The sequence below is a fragment of the Bacillus sp. PK5-006 genome (genome assembly GCF_054161415.1).
In genome coordinates, this window is the sequence record NZ_CP096414.1 from 676,074 (window position 1) to 700,301 (window position 24,228).

The window sequence follows — 24,228 nt, forward strand, 5'->3', positions numbered from 1 at the left end:
ACTATTTTAGCTTAGATCATCATTAAAATATCTTACACTTTATATATAATTTTAAGAATAAGCTTCACACAAGATAATAATTTTGTTATATTTATAAAAAAATGGTAATAGAATATTGTTCTTTGGGAGGTGTTTATCGAATATGGCAACGAGGGTTTTCGTGAAAGTTGAACTTTTAGAATGGGCATATAATCGTGCTTCTAATAAAGAGAAATTACATAAAAAATTTAAAAATTTAGATAAGTGGTTAGAAGGTAAGCTTCGCCCTACTTTTAAACAATTAGAAGAGTTTTCTAAATCCACTGCAACACCATTGGGCTACTTTTTTTTACAACACCCCCCCATTGAACGATTGCCTATACCACATTATCGCACTTTAGAAGATAGCATTAGCGATACTGCTAGTCCAGATTTAATTGAGACTTTATATACAATGCAAAGAAGACAGGACTTTATGAGAGATTATTATGAAAAATATATAGGAGACCCATTATCATTTGTTGGTTCTTATAGAGGTCAATCTGTCGTTGAACTGGTGAATAAAATAAGACAATTATTAGATTTAGAATTTGATTGGGCTCGAAAAAACAAAAATTTCCATGATGCTATTAGATTTTTGGTAAATAGATGTGAAGAAAACCGAATTATGATAATGATAAATGGTGTAGTCGGTAGTAATACTCATAGACGTTTAAATGTGGAAGAGTTCAGAGGATTTGTGTTAGTTGATGATTTTGCTCCACTAATTTTTATAAATGGGGCGGATGCTAAGTCCGCTCAAATATTTACTCTTATTCATGAAATTGCACATATTATAATTGGTTCAAGTGCAATTGTTGAAGCATCACCGTTGAATAAAGTTAACGACCTTTTGGAGAAATTCTGTAATCAAGCAGCGGCAGAGCTTTTGTGCCCTAAAGATAGTTTTATAAGAGATTGGCATACTCATTATGGTGATAAACACCTTTATAAAACATTAGGTGGCGTTTTTAAAGTCAGTCCTTTGGTAATTGGAAGAAGAGCTTTGGAGCTTAGTCTTATAACTAAAGCAGAGTTCTTTGAATTCTACAATAAATATATAGAAGAACTGAAAATGGAACAGAAAATATCATCTTCTGGTGGTGACTTTTTTAATACAACAAGGGTCAGGTTAGGAGACTTATTTTCTCGAGTAGTTATATATCAGACCCAATCAGGAGATATCCAACATACAACTGCGCAAAGACTGACAGGTCTTAAAAGCTCAAGTTTTCAAAAATATATTAGGTTTTTGAATGAGAGGAGGATGTAACTTGTACGTATTAGATGCAAATGTTTTTATAGGAGCATATAGAGGATACTATGCATTTGAGGTTGCTCCAAGTTTTTGGAATGCTTTAGTTAACTTAGCAAGTAATTCAAAAATTTGTAGTATTGATAGAATTCAGAATGAGATAATTAATCCAAAAGATAAAGATCCGGATAAATTACATGAATGGACAACAGATAATTTTAAAGATTATTTTGAAGGAACTGATGCAGTAGATGTTTTAGAAAATTATGCGTTAATTCAGCAATGGTCCTTTAACAATCCACAATTTACAGATGCCGCAAAAGATGAATTTGCTAGAAATGCTGATGCTTGGTTAATTGCATATGCTAAAGCTAAAGGATACACTTTAGTTACACATGAAGTTTACAATCCACAAATGAAAAAAAGAATATTAATTCCAGTTGTTTGTGAAAACTTCGGAGTTAATTATGTAAACACCTTCGAAATGTTAAAAAATTTACAAGTGCAATTTTAATAGGATAAAGAAAGTATTATAATATTTTTATAATTCCTGATGGGATTGGATATTTTCAATACATAAAGATAAGATGCCAGCACCGGCATCTTTTTTATCTCCCATTATCAATTTCATCTAAGAAGACTGCACCAACCGAACAAACAAAGGAAAAACGACAACCACCGCAATCATCATCAAAAATCCATCCGGCATAAGTTTTACAAACGTTGTCTGAATCACATAAACCGCAATCAGCAGCAAGTAACTGATCAAAAATAACAATCCAGAACTTCTCTTTTTAAACGGTTTTTCTAAAAGAATCAGCATAAACAGCCCCGTCATAATCATCCAAAAAGTCATATTCCTTTCGAGTCTCCTCTCCATTGATCTCCACATTGTACATATATTTCTCCAGACGCAACATACTTCTCCCTCAAATTAAGCAAAAAGTAGTGAAAATATAAGGAATCTCGAACCGATAACGCCTGAAATTTTACAAAAAATCTCCAACCAATTCAAAATCACATCTTCCCATTTGAGACGTCCTCATATATAGTAAGATTAGACTAGTTCTAAATAACTGAAATTGGGGCGTTTACATGGATTCGATTGTTTTACATTTTATTGTGATCATGAGTGTTTCTGGCATTCTGTCCGTGATATTATCAATCATTGCTCATGCAAACCGCCATCGATATATTGGCTGTCAATTGTTTATGTACATGTCTGGAGCAACTGCGATTTATATCTTTGGGCATACGTTTGAATTATTGGCTCGTACTCCTGGAGAAATCATGTTCTGGGTTTGTTTTCAATACATAGGTCTTCCGTTTATCGCACCGCTCAGTCTGCTGATTGTGCTGCAATTTACGGGGTTCCATCAATATTTCACAAAGCGCCGCGTGCTTCTCATCTTATTGATTCCAACTCTCACAACCATTATGGTGTTCACCAACTCTTTACATTCACTCTTTTATCGAAGCATCACGATGAATCCAGTAGATGGGTTTTTATTGGCTGATTTTACGATTGGCTATTGGTATGTCATTCATGGCGTTTATACGTTTGGCTGTTCGATGCTTGCTATCTTTATGCTGCTTTGGTTTTTACGTGTCACAAAAAAAGAATATTTAAAGCAGATTCTCATACTGTTAGTGGGAATGTCATTACCAATTTTGACTTCTTTTATTTATTTATTAGGTGTTACACCCCTACATATTGATCCAGTCCCAGTGGTGATGTTTTTAACCAACGCACTCTATTTATGGGCGATTATGTCGTTCCAGCTCTTTAAAATCTCTCCCATTGCAATGGAGCGTGTGTTTGAGCATATGTCTGAAGGGGTTCTAATTTTAGATCGATATCGGACACTCATTGACTACAATCCCGCTGCTGCATCGATCATTCCAGCACTTGCGAATAAAAAGGGAATTGGCTATAAAATCGACGATATTTTCTCAGCAATCATCAAAGATTCAGCGTTCATTCAATGGCTGCGCTCTCCACAGGATCATTCGCAATATGATTTAATGTGGAAAAAGGAAAAAGACCAGTCCTGCTATTATCATCTGACCGCTTCGTCTCTATTTAATAGAAGAGGAGAGATCGAGGGCAGGCAAATAGTGATCAGTGATGTAACAGAGCAGCGTTTGCTGCAGGAAGAGCTGGAGCGTCGTGCGTATATCGATGGTTTGACAAATATTTACAATCGTTCTTCTTTCATCGAACGAACGCAGATGATCTTGGAAGAGGATGCACAGGATACGGCTGTTATGCTGTTTGATATTGATTTTTTTAAACAAATCAATGACACACACGGACATCATATCGGGGATGAAGCGCTGCGTCATGTTGTCTCTATTTGTCAGGAGCATTTACAAATGGATGATTTATTTGGACGATATGGGGGAGAAGAGTTTGCCATTTGTCTGCCTCATCAGTCATTTAAAGAGGCATGTCATATCGCGGAAAAAATAAGACATTCGTTTGAAGCAAGTTTCTTTACAAATGATGAAGAAAAAGTGCGAGTGACAGCGAGCTTTGGAATTGCTCACACAGCCAATGATCCTTGTGTATTAGAGACACTTCTATTTGAAGCGGATCAGGCCTTGTATATGTCAAAACGCCAAGGACGGAACCGGATTTATGCATCCACTGGTAAGGGCCATGTGCTGTATCAAGAGCAGGATCTTCCGAATTGACTGTTGTCCTGACATTCGATATGATAAACATAACATTTGAACGGTTTCCTAAAGGGGAGTAGCTTTTACGGTTTGGTCGTCACTACAGAAACATTCGTTGTTTCTCGGCTATTCCGGCATGAACAATGTTAGCCAGACCTTTGCCTATCACACATGGGGCAAAGGTCTGGCTATTTTTAAGGTCTTTTTGCATCTGTGTGATAGAGAAGCGGAACAAATGATGCTTTTAATCCTACAGATGAAAGGATGATCGATCTTGAAAAAATATGTGATGGCTTTCCTATTCTCCGGAACGCTTGTATTAAGCGGGTGCTCCGGCTTGCTTGATCAGGTCAACGATACAACGACATATGTCACTGAGGCAAATGACTATGTGACAGACATTCAGCAATTTACAGAGGATTTTCCAAAACTCGCTGAAGAAGCTGTGCAAAATACCGCCAAAAAAGCAGAATTAACGCAGCAGCTTGAATCATTGAAGAAAGACATTCAAGATTTTAATGAAGTCACAGCGCCAAAAATGGCAGAAGACCTGCATGCGCAAATCATTGAAAAAAATAAAGTGCTGTCAGAGGAAATCCAAACGTATTTACAGCAATTGAAAGCAGGCGATATCGATGCTGCCGCCATACTGGAGGATCAGCAGGGATTGATGAAACAGCTTCAGCAATCCGTCAATCTTTTGCAGGATATCGAACAATTAACAAATTAGGACAAACACAGCTTTATATGCGGTGCTCAGCATATCTTTGCCTTTTCCGGTGGAGATATGCTTTAATTTAGGTACAGACAAGTCATAATGGAAAAAAGGTGATCACATGACAGAACATGAAGAAAGACATATGGCTTCGCCTAGAGCCGAAAAGGAAAAGGACCAATTGATCAATCGCTTAAAACGAGTGGAAGGACAAGTGCGCGGGATTCAGCAAATGATTGAAAACGATCGTTACTGTATAGATGTTGTGAATCAAATTTCCGCAGTCAATGCGGCTTTGAAAAAAGTCAGTCTTCATTTGATGGAAAAGCATACACACCATTGTGTTGCAGATGCTATCAAGAGCGGCAATGGGGATGAAGCCATTGAAGAGTTAATGACGGTCTTTACGAAACTGACAAAATCGTAGCATTTATGTTTACATTGATACCCTACTAGGGTATAGTAAATTGTAGAAAATGATTGATGGAGGCGATGAGAAGTGGAACAAGCAACACTTCAAGTGCAGGGCATGTCTTGCGGACATTGCGTGAAAGCAGTCGAAGGAAATGTAGGAGAATTAGCAGGTGTTGAATCTGTGAAAGTCCATTTAGACAAAGGACAGGTGGAGGTTTCATTTCACCCAGATCAAGTCACGTTACACCGTATCTCTGATGTGATAGAAGAACAGGGATATGATGTTGTATAAATAAGTAGACGTGCTGCATGACAGCACGTATTTTTTTCAAAATATTATACCCCCATGGAGTATGTGGAGAGGTGAGATCAATGAAAAAGGAAATTGATTTTCAAATTACGGGGATGACCTGTGCTGCCTGTGCAGGCCGCATCGAAAAGGGATTGAACAGGCTGGAAGGTGTGGAGGATGCCAGTGTGAATTTGGCGCTTGAAACTTCTCATATCATTTATGAAACAGAGCAGCTAACACCAGATGATTTGAAGCGAAAAGTTCAATCTCTTGGCTATGATGTGGTGATGGAGCAAGCAGAATTTGATATAGAGGGAATGACCTGTGCAGCTTGTGCAAACCGAATCGAGAAAAAAATTAACCGAATGGACGGTGTCGATCACGGGTCTGTAAACTTTGCCCTTGAGACACTTCAGGTCACATATCATCCGGGCCAAACGTCTGCAAATGACATAAAAGATGCGGTGCAGTCTATTGGGTATTCTTTAATAGAACCAGATGCAGATCAAGCGGAGGAAGGAAAAAAAGACCACCGGCAAGCTGCAATAGAAAAGCAAACGGCACGCTTTTTATTCTCGATGATTTTATCACTGCCGCTTCTTTGGGCAATGGTCAGCCATTTTTCTTTTACGTCCTTTATTTGGCTGCCAGAAGCGTTTATGAATCCATGGGTACAGCTGGCGTTAGCAGCGCCGGTGCAGTTCATTGTCGGCTGGCCCTTTTATGTAGGTGCGTATAAAGCGTTACGTAATAAAAGTGCCAATATGGATGTTCTTGTCGCACTTGGGACATCAGCTGCGTTTTTCTATAGTTTATATGAAAGCATTCAGTCAGCGGTTCAAGGCACACATGAGGCAGCCCTCTATTATGAAACAAGTGCTGTCCTCATTACGTTGATCGTACTCGGTAAATTAATGGAAGCAAGAGCAAAAGGGAGAACATCAGAAGCGATTCAAAAGCTGATGAGCCTACAAGCGAAAGAAGCGGTCATCGAGCGCGATGGGAAAGAGATGACCGTCCCTATTTCTGAAGTGAAAGTAAATGACCTTGTGTTTGTCAAACCGGGAGAGAAAGTACCGGTCGATGGAGAGATCATGGAGGGCACAACCGCAATCGATGAGTCCATGATTACGGGCGAAAGTTTGCCTGTTGATAAAACGACTGGTGATTCGGTCATTGGGGCAACCATCAATAAAAATGGATTTGTAAAAGTGAAAGCGACAAAGGTTGGGAAAGAGACCGCCCTTTCACAGATTATCCGAGTCGTAGAACAAGCACAGGGCTCAAAAGCACCGATTCAAAGGATGGCCGATCAAATATCAGGGATATTTGTTCCTATTGTTGTAGGAATTGCTGTGCTCACATTCCTCATATGGTTTTTCTTTGTGGACCCAGGAAATGTGACGTCAGCACTTGAAACCTTTATAGCCGTCATTGTCATCGCATGTCCGTGTGCGCTCGGCCTTGCGACACCAACCTCTATTATGGCTGGCAGCGGCCGTGCGGCTGAATCAGGCATTCTGTTTAAAGGCGGAGAGCATTTAGAAGTGACTCAATCACTCGACACGGTGGTGTTAGATAAAACGGGAACTGTGACAAAAGGGGAACCGAGTCTGACAGATGTGCAGGCATATACTAATTGGACAGAAGATGCGCTGCTTCAGTTAGCAGGCTCGGCAGAACAGCAGTCGGAACACCCGCTTGCTAGAGCCATCACAGATGGAATGAAGGAACAAGGTCTTGAAGCGGTCGAGGTTGAAGCGTTCCAAGCAGATCCAGGTCATGGAATTGAAGCAAAGGCAGCAGGATACAAGCTTTTGATTGGAACGCGTAAGCTATTACAGAAACATCATATCCCATATGATCAAGTCGAAGCATCCGTCACAACGCTGGAGGAGCAAGGGAAAACCGCTATGCTTGTTGCAATTGACGGCGAAGTCGCCGGCATTGTCGCGGTCGCAGATACAATCAAATCATCCTCTCGACAAGCCATCGCTCGTCTAAAAGAGCAGGGGATTCACGTTGTGATGATGACAGGTGATAATAAACTAACAGCTGAGGCGATTGCGAAACAGGCGGGCATTGATCATGTCATTGCTGAAGTGCTGCCTGAAGAAAAAGCGGCTCACATTGCAGCGCTTCAGGAACAGGGAAAGAAAGTCGCCATGGTCGGAGACGGTATCAATGATGCCCCAGCTCTTGCAACAGCGAATATTGGGATGGCTGTGGGAACAGGGACAGACGTTGCCATGGAAGCAGCAGATATTACGCTCATGACGGGAGATCTCCATGCCATTGCAGATGCGCTGGAATTTAGTCAAAAAACAATGAGAAACATTAAACAAAACCTATTTTGGGCGCTTGCCTATAACTGTATTGGGATACCGATTGCTGCATTTGGTTTTCTTGCGCCATGGCTTGCAGGAGCAGCAATGGCCTTTAGCTCCGTGTCCGTTGTGCTGAATGCGCTCAGATTGCAGCGATTGAAGCCAGTTAGAGAGGGAGTGGCAGAATGAAGCTGAATGTCAAATGGATTTGGACCGTTAGTGCATTGTTCTACGTTGCTCTTGTGCTCATTGGATATACGATTTATAATGAATTTTTTCCAAATCAACATACACCAAGTGAACAGATGCAAAATCATTAAGACTTCGCCAAAAGCGAAGTCCCAGCGTGTAGACAAACCCTCGCATTCTTTGTCAGGTCTGTGCGCCAGTGCTCACGAATGTCTATTCGCTCCGCGCTGGTGCTCGCCCTTCCTAGACTTCAAAGGTTTTCTATTACGCTGAAAAGAAGACAACGTGCTAAAACAAAATCATTTTAGCACGTTGTCTATATTCTAAGACTTCGCCAAAAGCGAAGTCTTTTTTTTACAATATTGTGGAAAAACCCACCTTTTTAAAGATTTTTCATAAAAAATTCACTTCTTTTTGTTCCTTTTTGTCGTTTTTTGTAGGTTCGTCGTTAAGATGCGATTAAGCAACAAAGAAAGCGTTATCAAAAAAAGGGGGTTCACGTATGAAAAAGTTAGGGTTAGCTTCTCAAATACTCATTGCACTTGTTCTGGGTGTTGTCGTGGGAGCGCTGTTTTATCAAAATGAAACCGTTATTAATGTGTTAACGCCGATTGGCGATATATTTATCCATTTAATTAAAATGATCGTTCTTCCAATTGTTATTGCTGCATTGATTGTAGCAGTTGCAGGTGTAGGAGATATGAAAACAATCGGAAGACTCGGCGGAAAAACCATTCTTTACTTCGAGATTGTGACAACGATTGCATTAGCAGTTGGACTGCTTGCAGCAAACGTCTTCCATCCTGGTACAGGAATTGATATGAGCAACATGGAGAAAGGCGATATCTCTAAATATGAAGAGACATCTAAGGCTTCTTCTGAAAAAGCGACTTTCTCTGAAACGTTGGTGCATCTTGTACCAACAAACGTTTTCCAATCTATTGCAGAAGGTGATCTATTACCAACCATCTTCTTTACAGTCTTATTCGGATTAGGAATTGCCGCAGTAGGAGACAAAGGAAAACCAGTATTAGGATTCTTTGAGGGGATACTCGAAGCGATGTTCTGGGTGACCAATAAAGTGATGAAGTTTGCACCATTTGGTGTATTCGCGCTCATCAGTGTGACGGTGATCAAATTCGGGGTCGGAGCGCTTCTCCCGCTAGGTAAACTGGTACTTGTTGTTTACGGTACAATGGCATTCTTCGTCATTGTTGTACTTGGCATTATTGCGAAAATGGCTGGAACAAGCGTCTTTACACTATTTAAAGTATTAAAAGAAGAAATCATTCTTGCATTCTCAACAGCAAGTTCAGAAGCTGTACTGCCTAGATTAATGGACAAAATGGAGAAGTTCGGCTGCCCGAAAGCGATCACGTCGTTCGTTATTCCAACAGGCTACACCTTTAACTTAGATGGAAGTGCCATCTATCAATCCATTGCTGCGATATTTGTTGCACAAATGTACGGCATGCCGCTTTCCATCTATGAGCAAATTACGTTACTATTAATTTTAATGCTGACATCTAAAGGAATGGCTGGTGTACCAGGTGCATCAATCGTTGTTGTCATCACAACTCTTGGTGCTATGGGACTGCCGCTTGAAGGACTTGCCTTCATCGTTGGGATCGACCGACTTCTTGACATGGTTCGTACAACAGTGAACGTATTTGGTAACTCACTTGCAGCCATTGTCATGTCTAAGTGGGAAAAAGTATTTGATCAAGAGAAATCGAAGAAGTATATTGAGGAATTAAAACAACAAACAAAAGCAGCGTAAAAAAGGAGATCTTTTCAAATGACGAAGCTACAGGACAAGCAAGTTCGAATCGAACGTGACTTTCTAGGTGAAAAGGAAGTAGACACTCAAGCATATTATGGAATTCAAACATTACGTGCAGTGGAGAACTTTCCAATTACAGGCTACCGTATTCATGAGGAACTCATCAAAGCATTAGGGATTGTCAAAAAGGCAGCCGCACTTGCAAATATGGATACACAGCGACTATATTCTGGTCTTGGAGAAAAAATTGTTCAAGCCGCAGATGAGGTCATCGAAGGAAAATGGAACAATCAATTTATTGTCGATCCAATTCAAGGCGGGGCTGGCACTTCAATGAATATGAATGCCAATGAAGTCATTGCAAACAGAGCGCTTGAACTACTAGGAAAGGAAAAAGGCGCTTATACTGAGCTAAGTCCAAACACGCATGTGAACATGTCGCAGTCAACAAACGACGTTTTCCCAACAGCGATTCATATTTCAACATTGAATATGATTGAAAAACTACTTTATACGATGGAAAACATGCATCAAGTCATGACCGAAAAAGCGCAGGAATTCGATCATGTCATCAAAATGGGACGCACGCATCTTCAGGACGCTGTTCCAATCAGACTTGGACAAGAGTTTAGTGCGTATGCAAAAGTTCTTGCTCGTGATATTAAACGTATCAAGCAGTCTAGACAGCATTTATATGAAGTCAATATGGGTGCAACAGCAGTCGGAACTGGATTGAATGCAGATCCTAAATATATTCGCCAAGTGGTTGGCTACCTATCTGACATTAGCGGATTACCGTTAGTTGGCGCTGAAGACTTAGTCGATGCAACGCAAAATACGGATGCTTATACAGAAGTATCGGCTGCACTTAAAGTATGTATGATGAACATGTCCAAAATGGCGAACGATATTCGTCTGATGGCTTCAGGTCCAAGAGCAGGCTTTGGTGAGCTGCACCTGCCGCCGAGACAGCCAGGTTCATCTATCATGCCAGGGAAAGTTAACCCAGTTATGCCTGAGGTCATGAACCAAGTGGCATTCCAAGTCATTGGGAATGATCACACAATCTGTCTTGCATCAGAGGCTGGCCAGCTTGAACTAAACGTTATGGAACCAGTGTTAGTGTTCAACCTGCTTCAATCTCTCAGCATGATGAAAAATGTATTCGAGTCCTTCGTGGACAACTGCTTGCGTGACCTAAAAGCAGATGAATCTAGATTAAAAGAATATGTAGAAAAGAGTGCCGGTGTCATGACGGCGGTAAACCCGCACATTGGTTATGAAGCGGCTGCACGAATTGCAAGAGAAGCCATCCTTACAGGTGCATCTGTACGTGAGCTTTGTCTGCAAAATGATGTGTTAACAGAGGAAGAGCTTGATGTCATCTTAAATCCTTTTGAAATGACAAAACCAGGTATTGCTGGTGCATCACTTTTAGAAAAGGATCGTTTAGAAGATTAAGCGGCATCATGAGAAGCGCACACCGGCAAAGTTCCGGTGTGCGCTTTTTCTTGGAGGTTTGTTTTTCTTTAGCTCACATAGTATACTATCGTCAATTATTAGGGATGTGACTGCGTTTGAATCTACTGAAAAAATGGCTGAATACAGAGCCTTATTTAATTGTGCTGCTCATTGTACTGACGCCGATTGGCGGAGAGTTTAAATTTTATCCGTTTGAGGACAGCTTTCGGGTCAGCTTTGGAACCGTTGTCTTTTTCTTTATCCTGCTTCAAATGAAAAGATTTCCGGCATGGGCAAGCGGCATCATCGCTGGGATATCTGTTTTTGCGTTTCGCGTGCTGCTTGATACAGCCGTAACAGGGCATCTTCCGCTGGAAGAGGCAGTTTCATTAAGATTTCCTTCCCTGCTTTATTATGTTGTCTATGGCACACTCTTTTATTTATTGAAGGTCAGACGTTTCCGCGATCAGCCATGGCTGATTGGAGCAACAGGCATCGTCATGGAGCTGTGCGCAAGCGTTGTTGAAATCATCGCACTTCGAGGCACGATGGATGAAATTTTAACGGTGAGGACGCTGTTTCAATTATTTGTTTTGGCGATATTCAGAAGCTTTTTCGTGTTGGCTTGTTATACAATGATTCGCTTATATGAAGAGCAGGCGAGAGAGCGTCAGATGAAAAAGGAAAAGGAACATCTGCTGATGCTTCTGTCTAATCTTTACACAGAATCTACATATTTTCATAAAACACTCGCACATGCTGAGCATATTACGGCTACATCCTATCAATTGTATCAATCCCTTCACCACGCAAAGGATGCGGAATCATTGGATTTGAAAAAGCTCGGTAAAACCGCCTTGCAGATTGCAGGAGAGGTGCATGAAATCAAAAAGGATAACCAGCGGATTTTTTCTGCCTTATCAAAGCTGATTCATGAGGAAAACTTCCAGGCTTATGAGAGTCCTTCTCATATCGCTGGGCTTGTTATTCGCATTCATGAAAATTATGCAGAATCTCTTAAAAAAAACATCGTCTTTCATTATGATGAAGATGGAAAGCATCCCGCCTATCACGTGTATACCATTCTATCTTTGTTAAATAACATCGTATCCAACGCTGTTGAAGCCATTCCTGTAGAAGGAGAGGTGTCACTTTCTATTTCACAGAAAGAAAACCACGTGATTTTTCAAATCAGCGACAACGGGCCTGGCATAAAAGAACGTAATTATCATGTGATTTTTAAACCGGGCTTCACTTTAAAATACGATCAGGCTGGGAATCCATCGAGCGGTATCGGGCTTGCCTATGTAAAGGATACAGCGGAGAAGCTTGGCGGAAGTGTTGAGATGAAGAGTATCCCAAATGAACAAACGATTTTTACATTAACGATACCAGTAGATCAAGTCAGTAGAAAAGAGGGGATTGGGAGATGAGATTTTTTATTGTTGATGATGATGAAGCCGTTCGTTCTTCACTGGCTCAGCTCATTGAAGATGAAGAGCTTGGCATTGTGGCCGGGGAAGCAGAGGATGGCGCAGAGTTAACAGCCAGCTACTTAAATGATTTGCACATTGATATCTTATGTATTGATCTATTGATGCCGGAAAGGGACGGGCTTGAAACGATTCGAGCGATCAAGGATGAGTTTCATGGGAAATACTTAATGCTGTCACAGGTTGAAACAAAGGAATTAATCGGACAGGCGTATACGCTTGGCGTCGAATATTATGTGACAAAGCCGATCAATCGTGTAGAGGTCTTAAGTGTCCTCCATCTCATGATTGAACGTCTTCATTTAGAGCATTCAATTGAAAATATTCAGCACTCACTCAAATCGGTCATGCAATTTCAGCAGCGCGGTCAGACGAAAACGAAGCAGCGGGGGAAAAGTCTTGCAGAGGCGGGGCAGTTTTTGCTGGCGGAGCTTGGCATTGTTGGGGAGAAGGGGTCTAAAGATTTATTAGATATGATTCTGTTTACAGACCAGTATTTAGCACTGCATGCTGATCATCATGATTCCTTTCCTTCGTTAAAGATCATTTTCACTGGGATTACAGAGGATAAGTTAAGTGAGCCCTACACATCGGCAGACATCGCAAGAGAAGCAAAGGCAGCCGAACAGCGAGTAAGACGTGCGATCAATCAATCATTAAAGCACATCGCATCACTTGGGCTAACCGATTTTTCTCATCCAACGTTTGAAAATTACGCATCTAAATTTTTCGATTTCACCATCGTACGAAAGAAAATGAGTGAATTGACGAAAGAGATGAGCGGAAGAGAAGAACACACCCGTATCAATGTGAAGAAATTTGTGCAGGTGCTTTACTACGAAGCGAAACGTATTTTTATGGAAGATTAAAAAAAGACATGCTCTCCAATTAAGGAGACATGTCTTTTTTTGTGATGGATTGCAGGTGCATCTGCAGTACGGAGCGTATGAGCTGAGGCGGTATACGTTCGGGCTGCAAGATTCCATTCAATGCAAGCCCATTGATGACCGCATAAAGCCGCTCAGTTTCTAATAAAAGATCGATATCAGTTAGCAGCAGCCCATCCTCTTTCAATTTCATTAAACAATATTGGACCGTTTGGAAAAGCTCTTCATACATCTTTGCATTGAGCGGCTGTAGATCTGGTTCAGTCAGCGCCTTGACTGTAAAAGCCTGCCACACCTCCATTTCAAATTTTCGTTCTTCATCAAGTGGAAGAAGCTGCTCCAATAAAGTGAGAACATTTTCCTCCGTTGAACCGTTTAATGAAAGCCCTGTAATCCGCTCCTTGACTCTTTCCTGAATTAAACTCATAGAGAAGAGAAATAACTCTTGCTGTGTGGAAAAATAATGACGCATAGAGCCGGCTGAAATTCCAGCTTCGACTGCTATTTTTCGTACAGAAGCGTTTTCCAATCCCTCTTGTTTAATCACTCTCATTGCAGCTTGAGCGACCTTTTGTTTTTGTTTATGGTGATCGACGATTTTTGGCATACATTGATTTTAGCATAGCTGTTGTTTTTTTAACACAGATGTGTTATTTTTTATTTAATACAATTGTATTAAAAAGGATGTGGAGAAATTGGTCGGGTTATTGATTGTGGCATGCGAAATTGGTTTTTGGCTGTTTATTCTAATGGGCTTAACGCTTCGTTATGTGTTTAAACAGAAAAAGTGGGGTGCTTTTTTTCTTGTCTGTACGCCAGTTTTAGATCTCATCCTTCTTGCGGCTACTTATATAGATTTAAGGCAAGGGGCTGTGGCGAGTGTCATCCACGGGCTTGCGGCTGTTTATATTGGTGTGAGCCTTGCCTTCGGACATCAAATGGTGAAATGGGCAGATGCTAGGTTTGCCTATCGATTTGCAGGAGGCCCTAAGCCAAAGGGAAAACCAAAGTACGGGAAAGAGCGGTCTGTGTATGAAATGGTCGGCTGGGCGCGGCATTTCATTTCTTATGTTATTGGAGCGGGGCTGTTATATGGATTAACCTATCTCATCCAAGCACCAGAGCGGACGGAAGCGCTGATGCAGCTTGTCAATACATGGGGGATGATCTTAACGATTGATTTCATCATTAGCATCAGCTACGTCATTTGGCCGAAAAAACATCCAGAAAATATAACAGGCTGACAAAAAAGACAGGCGGATTCACTCCACCTGTCTTTTCTTATGATGACAGCCCTTTGTAAATGGTGTCGATATTCCATTTCATCATCTTATAGTAGCTGTCTCCATCTTCCCCTTCTTTTCCAATAGAGTCAGTGAAGACTTTTCCTTTGATTGGAACCCCGGTTTCCTCAGAGAGGCTTTCAAGGCTGCGTTTATCAACACTTGTTTCAAGAAAGAGCGCAGGAACTTGATGATCTTTGACAAAATGAATAATGCGCTTCATTTGTCCTGGTGTTCCTTCACTTTCTGTGTTGATCTCCCAAATATAGCCGGCTTTCAATCCATACGCCTCTGCAAAATATTTGAATGCCCCTTCACTTGTGACAAGGAGCTTTTTATCTTTTGGCAGCTGATCAAACTTGTCTTTTGCTTCATCGTGAAGAGCTTGAAGCTTTTTGATATAGGCTTCTGCATTTTTTTCGTAATCCTCTTTATGTTCAGGGTCCGCTTGAATAAGCGCATCTCGGGCATTTTGGGCATAAAGGATCCCATTCTCAACATTCAGCCATGCGTGAGGGTCCTGCTGGCTTTCAAGGCCTTTTGAGGACAAATGCTTCACTTTGACGCCTTTACTCAGCTCGGCTACAGGTGCATCATCCCCGTCCTTGCCGCTCGATTCAAGCAGCTTTTGAAACCAGCCGTTCCCTGTTTCAAGGTTCAAGCCATTATATAGAACAAGGTCTGCATCCGTCGTATACTGAACATCCTTTGGCAGTGGGTCAAATTCGTGCGGATCTGTACCAATGGGAACAATGCTGTGAATAGAGACATGCTGCCCGCCTACTTCCTTCACAATGTCATAAAGAATAGAGTAGGTCGTGACAACTTTTAATGTGCCGTCATCTTTACCGGAATTACTTTGCTTGGTCGAACAGCCTGCGATGATCATAAGGGCAATGAATACTGCGGTCAAACGGATAGCAAATACCTTCTTCATATATGTCCTCCTTTTACATAGACGCTTCCTTTTTTAAGTGCGTTCGTTTTCGTTTAGATTTTAATGATCTCCATAGAATGCCTTGCTTTGGTGAAAAGATAAAGGCACTGCCGAATAAAATAGTCGCGACCAGCACGATGGAAGCGCCAGATGACAAGTTATACGTAAAACTAAGCCCAAGACCTACGACAGCAGAAACAGCACCGAAAAAAGCAGATAAATAAATCATGATCCAGAGCCGGTCCGTTAAGAGATAAGCGGTGGCTGCCGGTGTGATCAGCATGGCAACGACAAGAATAATTCCAACGGTTTGCAGTGATGCAACGGTCACAAGGGTCAATAAGGTCATGAGAAAATAATGAATCATACGATTCGGCAAACCGTAAACCGAAGAAATCACCGGATCAAATGAACTAATGAGCAGTTCCTTGTAGAAAACAATGACGGCTAGCAAAATAAAAATACCGATTCCCAGTGTAATCCACATATCAGATGATCGAACAGCTAGAACGTTTCCAAATAGAATATGATATAGATCACTTGAACTTTTCAAAAATGTGATCAAAATAATTCCGATTGAGAAAAAGGCTGTAAAGACAATGCCGATGGCAGAATCATTTTTTATGCGGCTGTTTTGACTCACATAACCGATCCCAATCGCTGTTAACACGCCAGTTAAAACGGCCCCGAAGAAAAAGTTAATTCCAAGCATATAAGAGATGGCGACCCCTGGCAGTACGGCATGAGAAATGGCGTCTCCCATCAGAGCCATGCCGCGTAAAATGATAAAGCAGCCGATAACGCCGCAAATGATGCCTACCATGACGGATGTAAATAGCGCTTTTTGTAAAAAAGCATATTCAAAGAGTCCGGTTAAAAATTCCATTACACGTCTCCTCCTGCTGATTTTAAGAATGGCAGCTGTGTTTCATATGCTTCCAGCATGATCTCTGGGCGAAGGATGTCATGTACAGGTCCTGCTTTGATGAGCTTTTTATTTAACAGAACAAGATGGCTGAAATAATCATCTGCCTTACTCAAATCATGATGGACAACCAAAATGGTTTTCCCTTCATCTCGTAATTCCTTCAAAATGCGCACCATCGTTTCTTCACTTGCCATATCAATCCCGACAAATGGTTCATCCAAACAGAAGAGCTGTGCATTTTGAGCAAGTGCCCTTGCAAGGAAGACACGCTGCTGCTGTCCGCCGGATAACTCACCGATTTGTCTTTTGGCAAAGTCCTGCATCCCGACTTTTTCTAAACAGTGATACGCATATGCCCGGTCTTCTTTTTTTGGACGTTTGATTAGTCCGAGCTTCGGATATGTTCCAAGTAGTACGGTATCCAGTACATGAATCGGAAACGTCCAATCTAAATCATTTCTCTGCGGTACATAGGCGATCTGTTTTCTGACGTGTTTAAAGGGCTGTTCAAAAAAACGAATATCCCCTTGGTCTTTTTCAATGAGATCCAAACATGCCTTGAGTAACGTCGATTTACCAGCACCATTTGGACCGATGATTCCTGTCATTGTCCCTTCCTGTATGGAAAGAGAGACATTCTCTAATGCATCCTGTCCGTGATATGAGACATGAAGACGGTCGATTGTTAAAGCATTTGACATCTCTTGCGGCCCCTTTCAATCATCATTGCACTTCCTAAAGATATATGCATACATTAAATAATTTTGACTAAAGGATGAAATGATTCTCTAATGCTAATTTGTTTCCTTAGGGAAACTTTTATTTTATTCTAAGCGTCTGTCCTTCTTTTGTAAAGAGAAAAACTGCAAACGATCGTTTTTATGTTATGCGGGGGGCGGGGGACATGAGCTTGGTTTATTGAAAATCCGTGTGACAGAATTGGACACAAAAAACCAATTATTTCTTCAGAAATGATTGACAGAAGACGAGAACTCCTCATATAATAAAGGTAATCCAATATATGAATATATGCTCATATATAAAGTTTTTGATTTTTAATAGGTTTCATCGATCCAGGGAACGTTACTTATCATATAGAAAAAAGGTGAGAACATGAAAAAAATGAAGGATGAATACGTATTAAGCGGTCTTGATTGTGGAAACTGTGCACGTAAAATTGAAACAGGTGTCAGCAAAATGGATGGCGTTGAAGCTTGTTCCGTTAATTTTGCGACAGGGACATTGACTGTCACACATGCAGATAAGCAAGAAACGATGTCAAAACGTATTGAAAAAACGGTTCAGTCCATCGAACCTCATGTGAGTGTATCACCAAAAGAAGAAGGACATCACCACGATCATGATCATGGGACAAAAAATTTAAAAGCGATTGTGCTGAAATTAATTGGCGGTGCAGTCATTGGAACAGCAGCTTATTTTATACCAGAAGATGGCTTACTGAAATTTATTACGTTTTTCGCAGCGTATTTACTAGTCGGGGGCGATGTGGTTTTTAAAGCGCTGAAAAATATCGTGCGCGGCCAAGTATTTGATGAAAACTTCTTAATGACCATTGCAACAGCTGGCGCTTTTGTGATTCAGCAATATCCAGAGGCACTGGCAGTGATGCTGTTTTACCAAATTGGAGAGCTGTTCCAAGGAGCAGCAGTGAATCGTTCAAGACGATCCATTAGTGAACTAATGAATATTCGCCCTGAATATGCGAATCTCAAAGTAGGAAATGAAACGAAAAAAGTGAAGCCGGAAGAAGTAAAAGTCGGTGACCGTATCGTCGTAAAACCGGGCGAAAAAATTCCACTTGATGGTCTCGTCATTGAAGGCTTTTCACTCGTGGATACCTCTGCATTAACAGGTGAGTCTGTGCCGCGGGATGTAGAAGCAGGGAAAGAAGTTCTTGCAGGATTTGTGAATCAAAACGGTATTCTTGAAATTGAAGTGCAAAAAGGGCTAAGCGAATCGGCAGTGACGAAAATTTTAGATTTGGTTGAAAATGCGAGCAGCCGAAAAGCACAGACAGAAAACTTTATCACAAAGTTTGCAAAATACTATACACCGGCTGTCGTTGTATTGGCATTGCTGCTTGCCTTTGTGCCGCCGCTTCTCATTCCATCAGCTCAATTGTCTGACTGGGTTTACCGGGCACTCGTTTTCCTAGTGATTTCTTGTCCTTGTGCCCTTGTCGTGTCCATCCCATTAGGGTTCTTCGGAGGAATTGGGGCAGCTTCTAAACGAGGTATCCTTGTAAAAGGCAGTAACTATCTAGAAGCACTAAACTCTGTGAGCTATGCTGTATTTGATAAGACGGGCACACTCACAAAAGGAAACTTTACAGTGACCAATATCGTGACAACGAGCGACAAGTGGTCAGAAGAAGAGCTGCTTTCTTTTGCAGCTTTAGCAGAAGCCCACTCCTCACATCCGATTGCTGAATCAATTAAAGCGGCATATGGTTCGCCGCTTGATGAAAGCAAGATCGAAGCATATGAAGATATTGCGGGACATGGAATTAAAGCAACCATCAGTGGTTCCCAAGTGTTAGCGGGTAATCATCGCTTGATGGAACGAGAAGGCATTTCATATGAAAAAGAAAAACGAAGCGGAACGGTTGTGTACATGGCCATTAACGGTGAGTTTGCCGGATCGATCTTGATTGCAGATGAATTAAAGGATGATGCAATTGAAGCCGTCTCAGCTCTAAAAGCATCTGGCATTCAAACAGTCATGCTGACTGGTGATGCCAAGCAAGTTGGAACAGCGGTCGCCCAGCAAATTGGCATTGATGAAGTACATGCCGAATTATTACCGCAGGATAAAGTAACGAAATTAGAAGAAATTGATCAGAAAAAAGCGCCTCAAGAAAAATTATTATTTGTTGGGGACGGCATTAATGATACACCGGTATTAGCAAGAGCAGACATAGGAATTGCGATGGGCGGACTTGGTTCAGATGCAGCGGTAGAAGCGGCTGATATCGTCATTATGACAGACCAGCCGTCAAAAGTAGCAGAAGCCATCGCTGTCGCTAAACGAACAAGAAGAATTGTATGGCAGAATATTGCTTTTGCTCTTGGGGTTAAAGGGGTTTTCCTATTACTCGGAGCATTTGGAATTGCGACCATGTGGGAAGCCGTCTTCTCGGATGTCGGTGTGACTGTACTCGCTGTTTTAAATGCCATGAGGGTAATGAAATAAAATTGTTAGGAAAAATTCATGAATACCATCTTTCATAATGAATCCCCTCTTGTTAAAATAGAAGAAGTTGGATAATGGCATTATTCTAAGCTATTATCCTTTTTCTTTTGAAGGAATGAAAAAGATAAGGTAGGTGCTTATGTGAGTAAAAAAAATAATCAATCATCATCCATTAAATTTGCTGTCATTTTAACCATTATCGCAGCTCTTCTCATCGGAATATTCGTCGTCATTGGAAATAACAACAGCAAAGAAGCACAAACGGTTGACAGTAAGCCTTCTATTAAAGGACAGCCTGTCATGGGAGATAAAAACGCAGCCGTACAAATTGTCGAGTTTGGGGATTATAAATGTCCATCATGTAAATCATTTGAAACAGACATTTTCCCAAAGCTGAAAGCGGACTACATAGATAAAGGCGATGTATCATTTTCGTTTATTAACTTGCCACTTCCTGTTCATGGAGATGGCGCAGTGCTGGCAGCACTAGCTTCTGAAGAAGTGTGGAAAGAAGATCCGAAAAACTTTTGGGCATTTCATGAAGCTGTCTATCAAGCACAGCCAGATAGTGAAGCAGAATGGGTCACGCCTGCTAAGCTGACAGAGCTAGCGAAAAAGACAACAAAAATAGATACGGACAAGCTTAAAGATAACCTATCAAAGAAAACATATCAGCCGCAGCTGAACACAGACGATCAGCTTGTGAACCAATATAAAGTGAATGCAACACCAACTCTTTTCATTAACAATAAACAAGTTGAAAACTTTTATGACTATGATGAAATCAAAGAATTAATTGATCAAGAGCTCAAAGGGAAAAAATCATGAAGAATAAGCTTGTTTACTTATACAGTGCTTGGATCGTTTCTATCGTTGCGACGATGAGCAGCCTGTATTTAAGTGAAGTAAAGAAGTTTATCCCATGCGATATGTGCTGGTTTCAGCGCATTTTCATGTACCCGCTCGTGCTTTTACTTGGAATTGCGACATTCAGAGGCGATGTGAAAGTGAAATATTACGTTCTGCCTTTGGCTGTGATTGGCGCTTGTTTTTCTATCTATCATTATATGGAACAAAAGATACCTGGCTTTGCATCGATTCGCCCTTGCCTGAGCGGTATTCCTTGTTCCGTTGATTATTTGAACTGGTTTGGTTTTATCACCATTCCACTGCTAGCCCTTATTGCATTTATTCTCATCATCATTAGTATGCTGCTGTTAAATGCAAAAGAAGATTGAAAGAGATAGCCTGCTTATAAGCGGGTTATTTTTTATTTTTGCAAAAAGATAAAATTTAAAGAAAATTTGTATTGCTTTTCACCTGTGTCAGATATACATTAAGGGAGTAGTGTTAGATGATCAGATAAAGGTAAGGAGATAAGCGGAAAATGGCATGGGAAGTCTTAAGTATCATTGGCATTGTCGCATTCGCTATTAGTGGCGCGATTGTGGCAATGGAGGAAGAGTACGATATTCTTGGTGTGTACATTTTAGGGATTGTGACAGCATTTGGCGGTGGAGCGATTCGGAATCTATTAATTGGTCTGCCGGTGTCTGCTTTATGGTCACAGGGCAAAATGTTTACGATTGCCCTTGTATCCATTACGATTGTGTTTCTTTTTCCAAAGCTTTTGCTCAAGCATTGGAGCACATGGGGGAATTTCTCGGATGCGATCGGTTTAGCAGCGTTTGCGATTCAAGGCGCATTATTTGCTGTGCAAAGAGAACTCCCGCTCAGTGCAGTTATTGTGGCAGCCATTTTGACTGGAAGCGGCGGCGGAATTGTGCGTGATTTATTAGCAGGGCGGAAGCCGCTTGTGCTAAAAGCAGAGATTTACGCCGTATGGGCAGCCCTTGGCGGCTTATTCGTCGGACTCGGCTTAGCGCAAGGAGAGCTTGCTTTATATCTGCTGTTTGTCATCCTCGTCGTATGCAGGGTTTGTTCCTACTTATTCAAATGGCGTCTTCCCGCCAGATCTTATTTTTTAAATAAAGGGTAAAACGAAAAAAGGGCGATTCCGCTCTTTTTTTGTGTTTAATAAGAGCTGAATATCAGCAGATGATGGAGTTTTCGTGTAAAATAAAAGCAGGGTCTTTTGTTCATCATTTGAACAATACATATGATGAAAATTTTGTCAGCTGGCTGAATATCTAGATTCAGCCTTTTTTTGCCTAGATGGATTGTTATGTGTTGGTTTCACTTTTTGCGGAATACTAAAGAAGCACTTCTGAGCGGACGGATGGATGAAATGAACACATCTTTGCATGTAAGCAAAACTTGACGAAAAATATACATAGGAGGGACATGTACTAGTGGAGATTTTTTTGGCAGTGCTCGTACTACTGGCACTCATTGCAGTATCTAATATTATCAATCGTTTTGTCCCCTTTATTCCCGTTCCGTTAATTCAAGTGGGCTTAGGAATATTGGTGGCAGCTTTTCCTTCAGGTTTACATATTTCTTTAAATCCTGAACTTTTCTTCGTTCTATTTATTGCGCCGCTGTTATTTAATGACGGGAAGCGTACCCCAAGGGATGAGCTATGGAAATTAAGAGCACCGATTCTTCTTTTAGCGCTTGGGTTAGTGTTTGCGACCGTCATTGTAGCGGGATATACCATTCATTGGATGATTCCAAGCATACCGCTTCCAGCCGCATTTGCGCTTGCAGCAATTTTATCACCGACAGATGTGGTGGCAGTAAGTGCTTTATCCAGCCGTGTGAATATGCCAAAGGGCATCATGAGACTGCTGGAAGGCGAAGGGTTGATGAACGATGCATCAGGACTTGTCGCCTTTAAATTTGCCATTGCTGCAACGGTGACGGGAGCATTTTCAATTGCTCAGGCATCCTTTAGTTTTGTACTGATTGCAGCAGGCGGGTTATTGACTGGATTTATTCTATCCTTTTTTATCATTCGTTTTCGCTATTTTCTCCGCCGTTTAGGAATGGACGATGTCACAATGCATATCATCCTGCAAATCCTTACACCATTTGTGATTTATTTAGCAGCGGAAGAAATCGGTGTATCTGGAATTTTAGCCGTTGTGGCTGGCGGTGTGACACATGCCATTGAACAAGACCGAATGGAAGCGAATTTAGCCAAACTGCAAATTGCTTCATCAAACACATGGAATATTATTTTATTTATTTTAAACGGACTTGTTTTCGTTTTACTTGGATTGCAGATTCCGGATGTTTCTACAGTCATTTTCCAAGATGAATCCTTTAACAACATGCAGGTGATTGGCTACATCTTAATTATTACGCTATGTCTCATGGTGCTGCGGTTCTTATGGGTATGGCTGTTCTGGGCAGGAAAATGGAGTGCAACAAAAAAGCAAAATGTGAAAAAGCCGAAGTTTCGCGCCTCGATGCTCATGACATTCTCTGGTGTCCGCGGGGCTGTGACATTAGCCGGTGCCTTCTCTATCCCATTTACGCTTGCGGACGGATCACCATTTCCAGAGCGGCATTTGATTATCTTCCTCGCAGCAGGCGTCATCTTATGTACACTCATTTTAGCCAGTGTGTTACTGCCTCTTTTATCTGAGAAAAAAGACAAACAAGTCGACGTGGACTTGGATACAAAGATTCAGCATGCGAAACGGAAGCTGCTGAGAAGCGCGATTAAAACGTTAAAAGAAGGGATGAATGAGGACAACAGGGAAGTATCCCTTGCACTCATCAATGATTACCGAATGAAGCTGAGAAATATCCAGCGTGAACCATACCAATTCGGGATGAGAAAACAAGAGCGGAAAATCAGACTGCACGGCATCAAAGCAGAACAGATGAAACTTCAACAATTAATTGATGAAGAGAAAATTGACAAGGAAGAAGCCTATGAGCTGCAAGAGAGATTTCATGAGCTGGAAATGCTGTATTCAAACTCCTTCAAAATCCGTTTTTCAAAGGTGAAGTTTCTCCGCTTGCTTCAATGGCTGCAATTATGGCGGCCGAATCAGCACATTTCAAGCGGTATTTTAGAAAAAGAGGACGCGTACAAACAAATCCGTAAGAAAACGGCTGAGGCTGCGGTAGACTCGATCAAACAGCATATGACAGATGAAAACCAGCAAACGTGCCACCAAGTGATTGGTTTTTACAACCAAGTGATTTACCGCTGTGAACACGGTCCAAGCTTCTTCCAGCAAAAAGACCGTTCATTTGACCGGAAGAAAAAAGAGCTTAACTTCCAAGCTGTACAGTCGATTCGAAATGAAATTCAAACCTTATATGAAGATGGTGAGATCAATCGTGATATTGCCCATCATTTAAGGGAGTATATCAATGACATGGAGGCTGTTCTGCTAACCAATACGTGATGTTGTCATCTTCTCCCTCGTGTTTT

Annotated in this window: 23 protein-coding genes; 18 read left to right on the top strand and 5 right to left on the bottom strand. The window is 41.3% G+C overall.

What is annotated here, in order from left to right; genetic code table 11:
* Positions 1–142: 142 nt before the first annotated feature.
* Complete coding sequence (locus tag M1D84_RS03360) at positions 143–1,291, top strand: ImmA/IrrE family metallo-endopeptidase (RefSeq protein WP_122631923.1); 1,149 nt, start codon at positions 143–145, stop codon at positions 1,289–1,291.
* A gap of 1 nt (position 1,292) precedes the next feature.
* Positions 1,293–1,787, top strand: coding sequence for a DUF4411 family protein (locus tag M1D84_RS03365; protein ID WP_122631922.1), 495 nt, complete (start codon positions 1,293–1,295; stop codon positions 1,785–1,787).
* A 117-nt stretch (positions 1,788–1,904) separates the two neighbouring features.
* Here M1D84_RS03365 and M1D84_RS03370 read toward each other — a convergent pair whose 3' ends face one another.
* The gene (locus M1D84_RS03370; RefSeq protein WP_122631921.1) at positions 1,905–2,129 is read right to left on the bottom strand and encodes a hypothetical protein; all 225 of its coding nucleotides are present in this window, start codon (positions 2,127–2,129) and stop codon (positions 1,905–1,907) included.
* 239 nt (positions 2,130–2,368) lie between these two features.
* On the opposite strand from M1D84_RS03370, the gene M1D84_RS03375 reads away from it, so the two are divergent.
* From M1D84_RS03375 to M1D84_RS03420, 10 genes are all read left to right on the top strand, one after another.
* A complete protein-coding gene (locus M1D84_RS03375; RefSeq protein WP_122631920.1) occupies positions 2,369–3,970 on the top strand; it encodes a histidine kinase N-terminal 7TM domain-containing diguanylate cyclase in 1,602 nt (533 codons plus the stop codon).
* A 256-nt stretch (positions 3,971–4,226) separates the two neighbouring features.
* A complete protein-coding gene (locus tag M1D84_RS03380; RefSeq protein WP_122631919.1) occupies positions 4,227–4,682 on the top strand; it encodes a DUF6376 family protein in 456 nt (151 codons plus the stop codon).
* Between the two features lie 106 nt (positions 4,683–4,788).
* Complete coding sequence (locus M1D84_RS03385; RefSeq protein ID WP_012011272.1) at positions 4,789–5,094, top strand: metal-sensing transcriptional repressor; 306 nt, start codon at positions 4,789–4,791, stop codon at positions 5,092–5,094.
* A gap of 72 nt (positions 5,095–5,166) precedes the next feature.
* Positions 5,167–5,373 (top strand): copper chaperone CopZ, encoded by a 207-nt coding sequence (copZ, locus tag M1D84_RS03390; RefSeq protein ID WP_024423475.1) that lies wholly within the window; start codon positions 5,167–5,169, stop codon positions 5,371–5,373.
* Positions 5,374–5,453: 80 nt separating this feature from the next.
* Positions 5,454–7,889: a heavy metal translocating P-type ATPase gene (locus M1D84_RS03395; protein ID WP_458106405.1), complete on the top strand. Its 2,436-nt coding sequence runs from the start codon at positions 5,454–5,456 to the stop codon at positions 7,887–7,889.
* Positions 7,886–8,020, top strand: a complete 135-nt coding sequence (locus M1D84_RS03400) for a hypothetical protein (protein WP_259279817.1) — start codon at positions 7,886–7,888, stop codon at positions 8,018–8,020. Before M1D84_RS03395 ends, M1D84_RS03400 begins: the two co-directional genes overlap by 4 nt.
* A gap of 371 nt (positions 8,021–8,391) precedes the next feature.
* Positions 8,392–9,669, top strand: coding sequence for a cation:dicarboxylate symporter family transporter (locus tag M1D84_RS03405; RefSeq protein ID WP_024423473.1), 1,278 nt, complete (start codon positions 8,392–8,394; stop codon positions 9,667–9,669).
* A gap of 18 nt (positions 9,670–9,687) precedes the next feature.
* Positions 9,688–11,133 carry an aspartate ammonia-lyase gene (gene aspA / locus M1D84_RS03410; RefSeq protein WP_024426050.1) on the top strand — a complete coding sequence of 482 codons (1,446 nt, stop codon included), beginning with the start codon at positions 9,688–9,690 and terminating at the stop codon, positions 11,131–11,133.
* A gap of 116 nt (positions 11,134–11,249) precedes the next feature.
* A complete protein-coding gene (locus tag M1D84_RS03415; RefSeq protein WP_122631917.1) occupies positions 11,250–12,566 on the top strand; it encodes a sensor histidine kinase in 1,317 nt (438 codons plus the stop codon).
* Positions 12,563–13,495 carry a response regulator gene (locus M1D84_RS03420; RefSeq protein ID WP_034280916.1) on the top strand — a complete coding sequence of 311 codons (933 nt, stop codon included), beginning with the start codon at positions 12,563–12,565 and terminating at the stop codon, positions 13,493–13,495. The genes M1D84_RS03415 and M1D84_RS03420 overlap by 4 nt, the downstream gene beginning before the upstream one ends.
* 19 nt (positions 13,496–13,514) lie before the next feature.
* Here M1D84_RS03420 and M1D84_RS03425 read toward each other — a convergent pair whose 3' ends face one another.
* Complete coding sequence (locus M1D84_RS03425) at positions 13,515–14,120, bottom strand: TetR/AcrR family transcriptional regulator (protein WP_458106406.1); 606 nt, start codon at positions 14,118–14,120, stop codon at positions 13,515–13,517.
* Positions 14,121–14,208: 88 nt separating this feature from the next.
* On the opposite strand from M1D84_RS03425, the gene M1D84_RS03430 reads away from it, so the two are divergent.
* Positions 14,209–14,757 carry a hypothetical protein gene (locus M1D84_RS03430; protein WP_041108485.1) on the top strand — a complete coding sequence of 183 codons (549 nt, stop codon included), beginning with the start codon at positions 14,209–14,211 and terminating at the stop codon, positions 14,755–14,757.
* Between the two features lie 37 nt (positions 14,758–14,794).
* Here the strand turns inward: M1D84_RS03430 and M1D84_RS03435 are convergent, their stop codons facing one another.
* From M1D84_RS03435 to M1D84_RS03445, 3 genes are read right to left on the bottom strand one after another with little or no spacing between them, the layout of a single operon-like run.
* On the bottom strand, positions 14,795–15,733 hold the full coding sequence (locus M1D84_RS03435; protein ID WP_024423469.1) for a metal ABC transporter substrate-binding protein: 939 nt from the start codon (positions 15,731–15,733) through the stop codon (positions 14,795–14,797).
* A 13-nt stretch (positions 15,734–15,746) separates the two neighbouring features.
* Positions 15,747–16,619 (bottom strand): metal ABC transporter permease, encoded by an 873-nt coding sequence (locus M1D84_RS03440; protein WP_024423468.1) that lies wholly within the window; start codon positions 16,617–16,619, stop codon positions 15,747–15,749.
* Entirely contained in the window at positions 16,619–17,362 is a 744-nt protein-coding gene (locus M1D84_RS03445) for a metal ABC transporter ATP-binding protein (protein WP_024426045.1), read from the bottom strand. The genes M1D84_RS03440 and M1D84_RS03445 overlap by 1 nt, the downstream gene beginning before the upstream one ends.
* A gap of 412 nt (positions 17,363–17,774) precedes the next feature.
* On the opposite strand from M1D84_RS03445, the gene M1D84_RS03450 reads away from it, so the two are divergent.
* The 5 genes from M1D84_RS03450 (at position 17,775) to M1D84_RS03470 (ending at position 24,202) form a co-directional block, all read left to right on the top strand.
* Positions 17,775–19,874 (top strand): heavy metal translocating P-type ATPase, encoded by a 2,100-nt coding sequence (locus tag M1D84_RS03450; RefSeq protein WP_025094106.1) that lies wholly within the window; start codon positions 17,775–17,777, stop codon positions 19,872–19,874.
* 141 nt (positions 19,875–20,015) lie between these two features.
* Positions 20,016–20,702 (top strand): DsbA family protein, encoded by a 687-nt coding sequence (locus tag M1D84_RS03455; RefSeq protein ID WP_024423465.1) that lies wholly within the window; start codon positions 20,016–20,018, stop codon positions 20,700–20,702.
* Entirely contained in the window at positions 20,699–21,112 is a 414-nt protein-coding gene (locus M1D84_RS03460) for a disulfide oxidoreductase (RefSeq protein ID WP_024423464.1), read from the top strand. The genes M1D84_RS03455 and M1D84_RS03460 overlap by 4 nt, the downstream gene beginning before the upstream one ends.
* Before the next feature lie 149 nt (positions 21,113–21,261).
* Positions 21,262–21,873 (top strand): trimeric intracellular cation channel family protein, encoded by a 612-nt coding sequence (locus M1D84_RS03465; RefSeq protein WP_024423463.1) that lies wholly within the window; start codon positions 21,262–21,264, stop codon positions 21,871–21,873.
* A gap of 313 nt (positions 21,874–22,186) precedes the next feature.
* Positions 22,187–24,202: a Na+/H+ antiporter gene (locus M1D84_RS03470; protein WP_024423462.1), complete on the top strand. Its 2,016-nt coding sequence runs from the start codon at positions 22,187–22,189 to the stop codon at positions 24,200–24,202.
* The last annotated feature ends 26 nt before the right edge of the window (positions 24,203–24,228 follow it).

Bases quoted from the DNA above. Each gene is read 5' to 3' on its own strand.
- M1D84_RS03360 (WP_122631923.1), top strand. From the start codon at position 143: ATGGCAACGAGGGTTTTCGTGAAAGTTGAACTTTTAGAATGGGCATAT.
- M1D84_RS03370 (WP_122631921.1), bottom strand. From the start codon at position 2,129: ATGACTTTTTGGATGATTATGACGGGGCTGTTTATGCTGATTCTTTTA.
- M1D84_RS03375 (WP_122631920.1), top strand. From the start codon at position 2,369: ATGGATTCGATTGTTTTACATTTTATTGTGATCATGAGTGTTTCTGGC.
- M1D84_RS03385 (WP_012011272.1), top strand. From the start codon at position 4,789: ATGACAGAACATGAAGAAAGACATATGGCTTCGCCTAGAGCCGAAAAG.
- M1D84_RS03395 (WP_458106405.1), top strand. From the start codon at position 5,454: ATGAAAAAGGAAATTGATTTTCAAATTACGGGGATGACCTGTGCTGCC.
- M1D84_RS03400 (WP_259279817.1), top strand. From the start codon at position 7,886: ATGAAGCTGAATGTCAAATGGATTTGGACCGTTAGTGCATTGTTCTAC.
- M1D84_RS03405 (WP_024423473.1), top strand. From the start codon at position 8,392: ATGAAAAAGTTAGGGTTAGCTTCTCAAATACTCATTGCACTTGTTCTG.
- aspA (WP_024426050.1), top strand. From the start codon at position 9,688: ATGACGAAGCTACAGGACAAGCAAGTTCGAATCGAACGTGACTTTCTA.
- M1D84_RS03420 (WP_034280916.1), top strand. From the start codon at position 12,563: ATGAGATTTTTTATTGTTGATGATGATGAAGCCGTTCGTTCTTCACTG.
- M1D84_RS03425 (WP_458106406.1), bottom strand. From the start codon at position 14,120: ATGCCAAAAATCGTCGATCACCATAAACAAAAACAAAAGGTCGCTCAA.
- M1D84_RS03435 (WP_024423469.1), bottom strand. From the start codon at position 15,733: ATGAAGAAGGTATTTGCTATCCGTTTGACCGCAGTATTCATTGCCCTT.
- M1D84_RS03440 (WP_024423468.1), bottom strand. From the start codon at position 16,619: ATGGAATTTTTAACCGGACTCTTTGAATATGCTTTTTTACAAAAAGCG.
- M1D84_RS03445 (WP_024426045.1), bottom strand. From the start codon at position 17,362: ATGTCAAATGCTTTAACAATCGACCGTCTTCATGTCTCATATCACGGA.
- M1D84_RS03450 (WP_025094106.1), top strand. From the start codon at position 17,775: ATGAAAAAAATGAAGGATGAATACGTATTAAGCGGTCTTGATTGTGGA.
- M1D84_RS03460 (WP_024423464.1), top strand. From the start codon at position 20,699: ATGAAGAATAAGCTTGTTTACTTATACAGTGCTTGGATCGTTTCTATC.
- M1D84_RS03465 (WP_024423463.1), top strand. From the start codon at position 21,262: ATGGCATGGGAAGTCTTAAGTATCATTGGCATTGTCGCATTCGCTATT.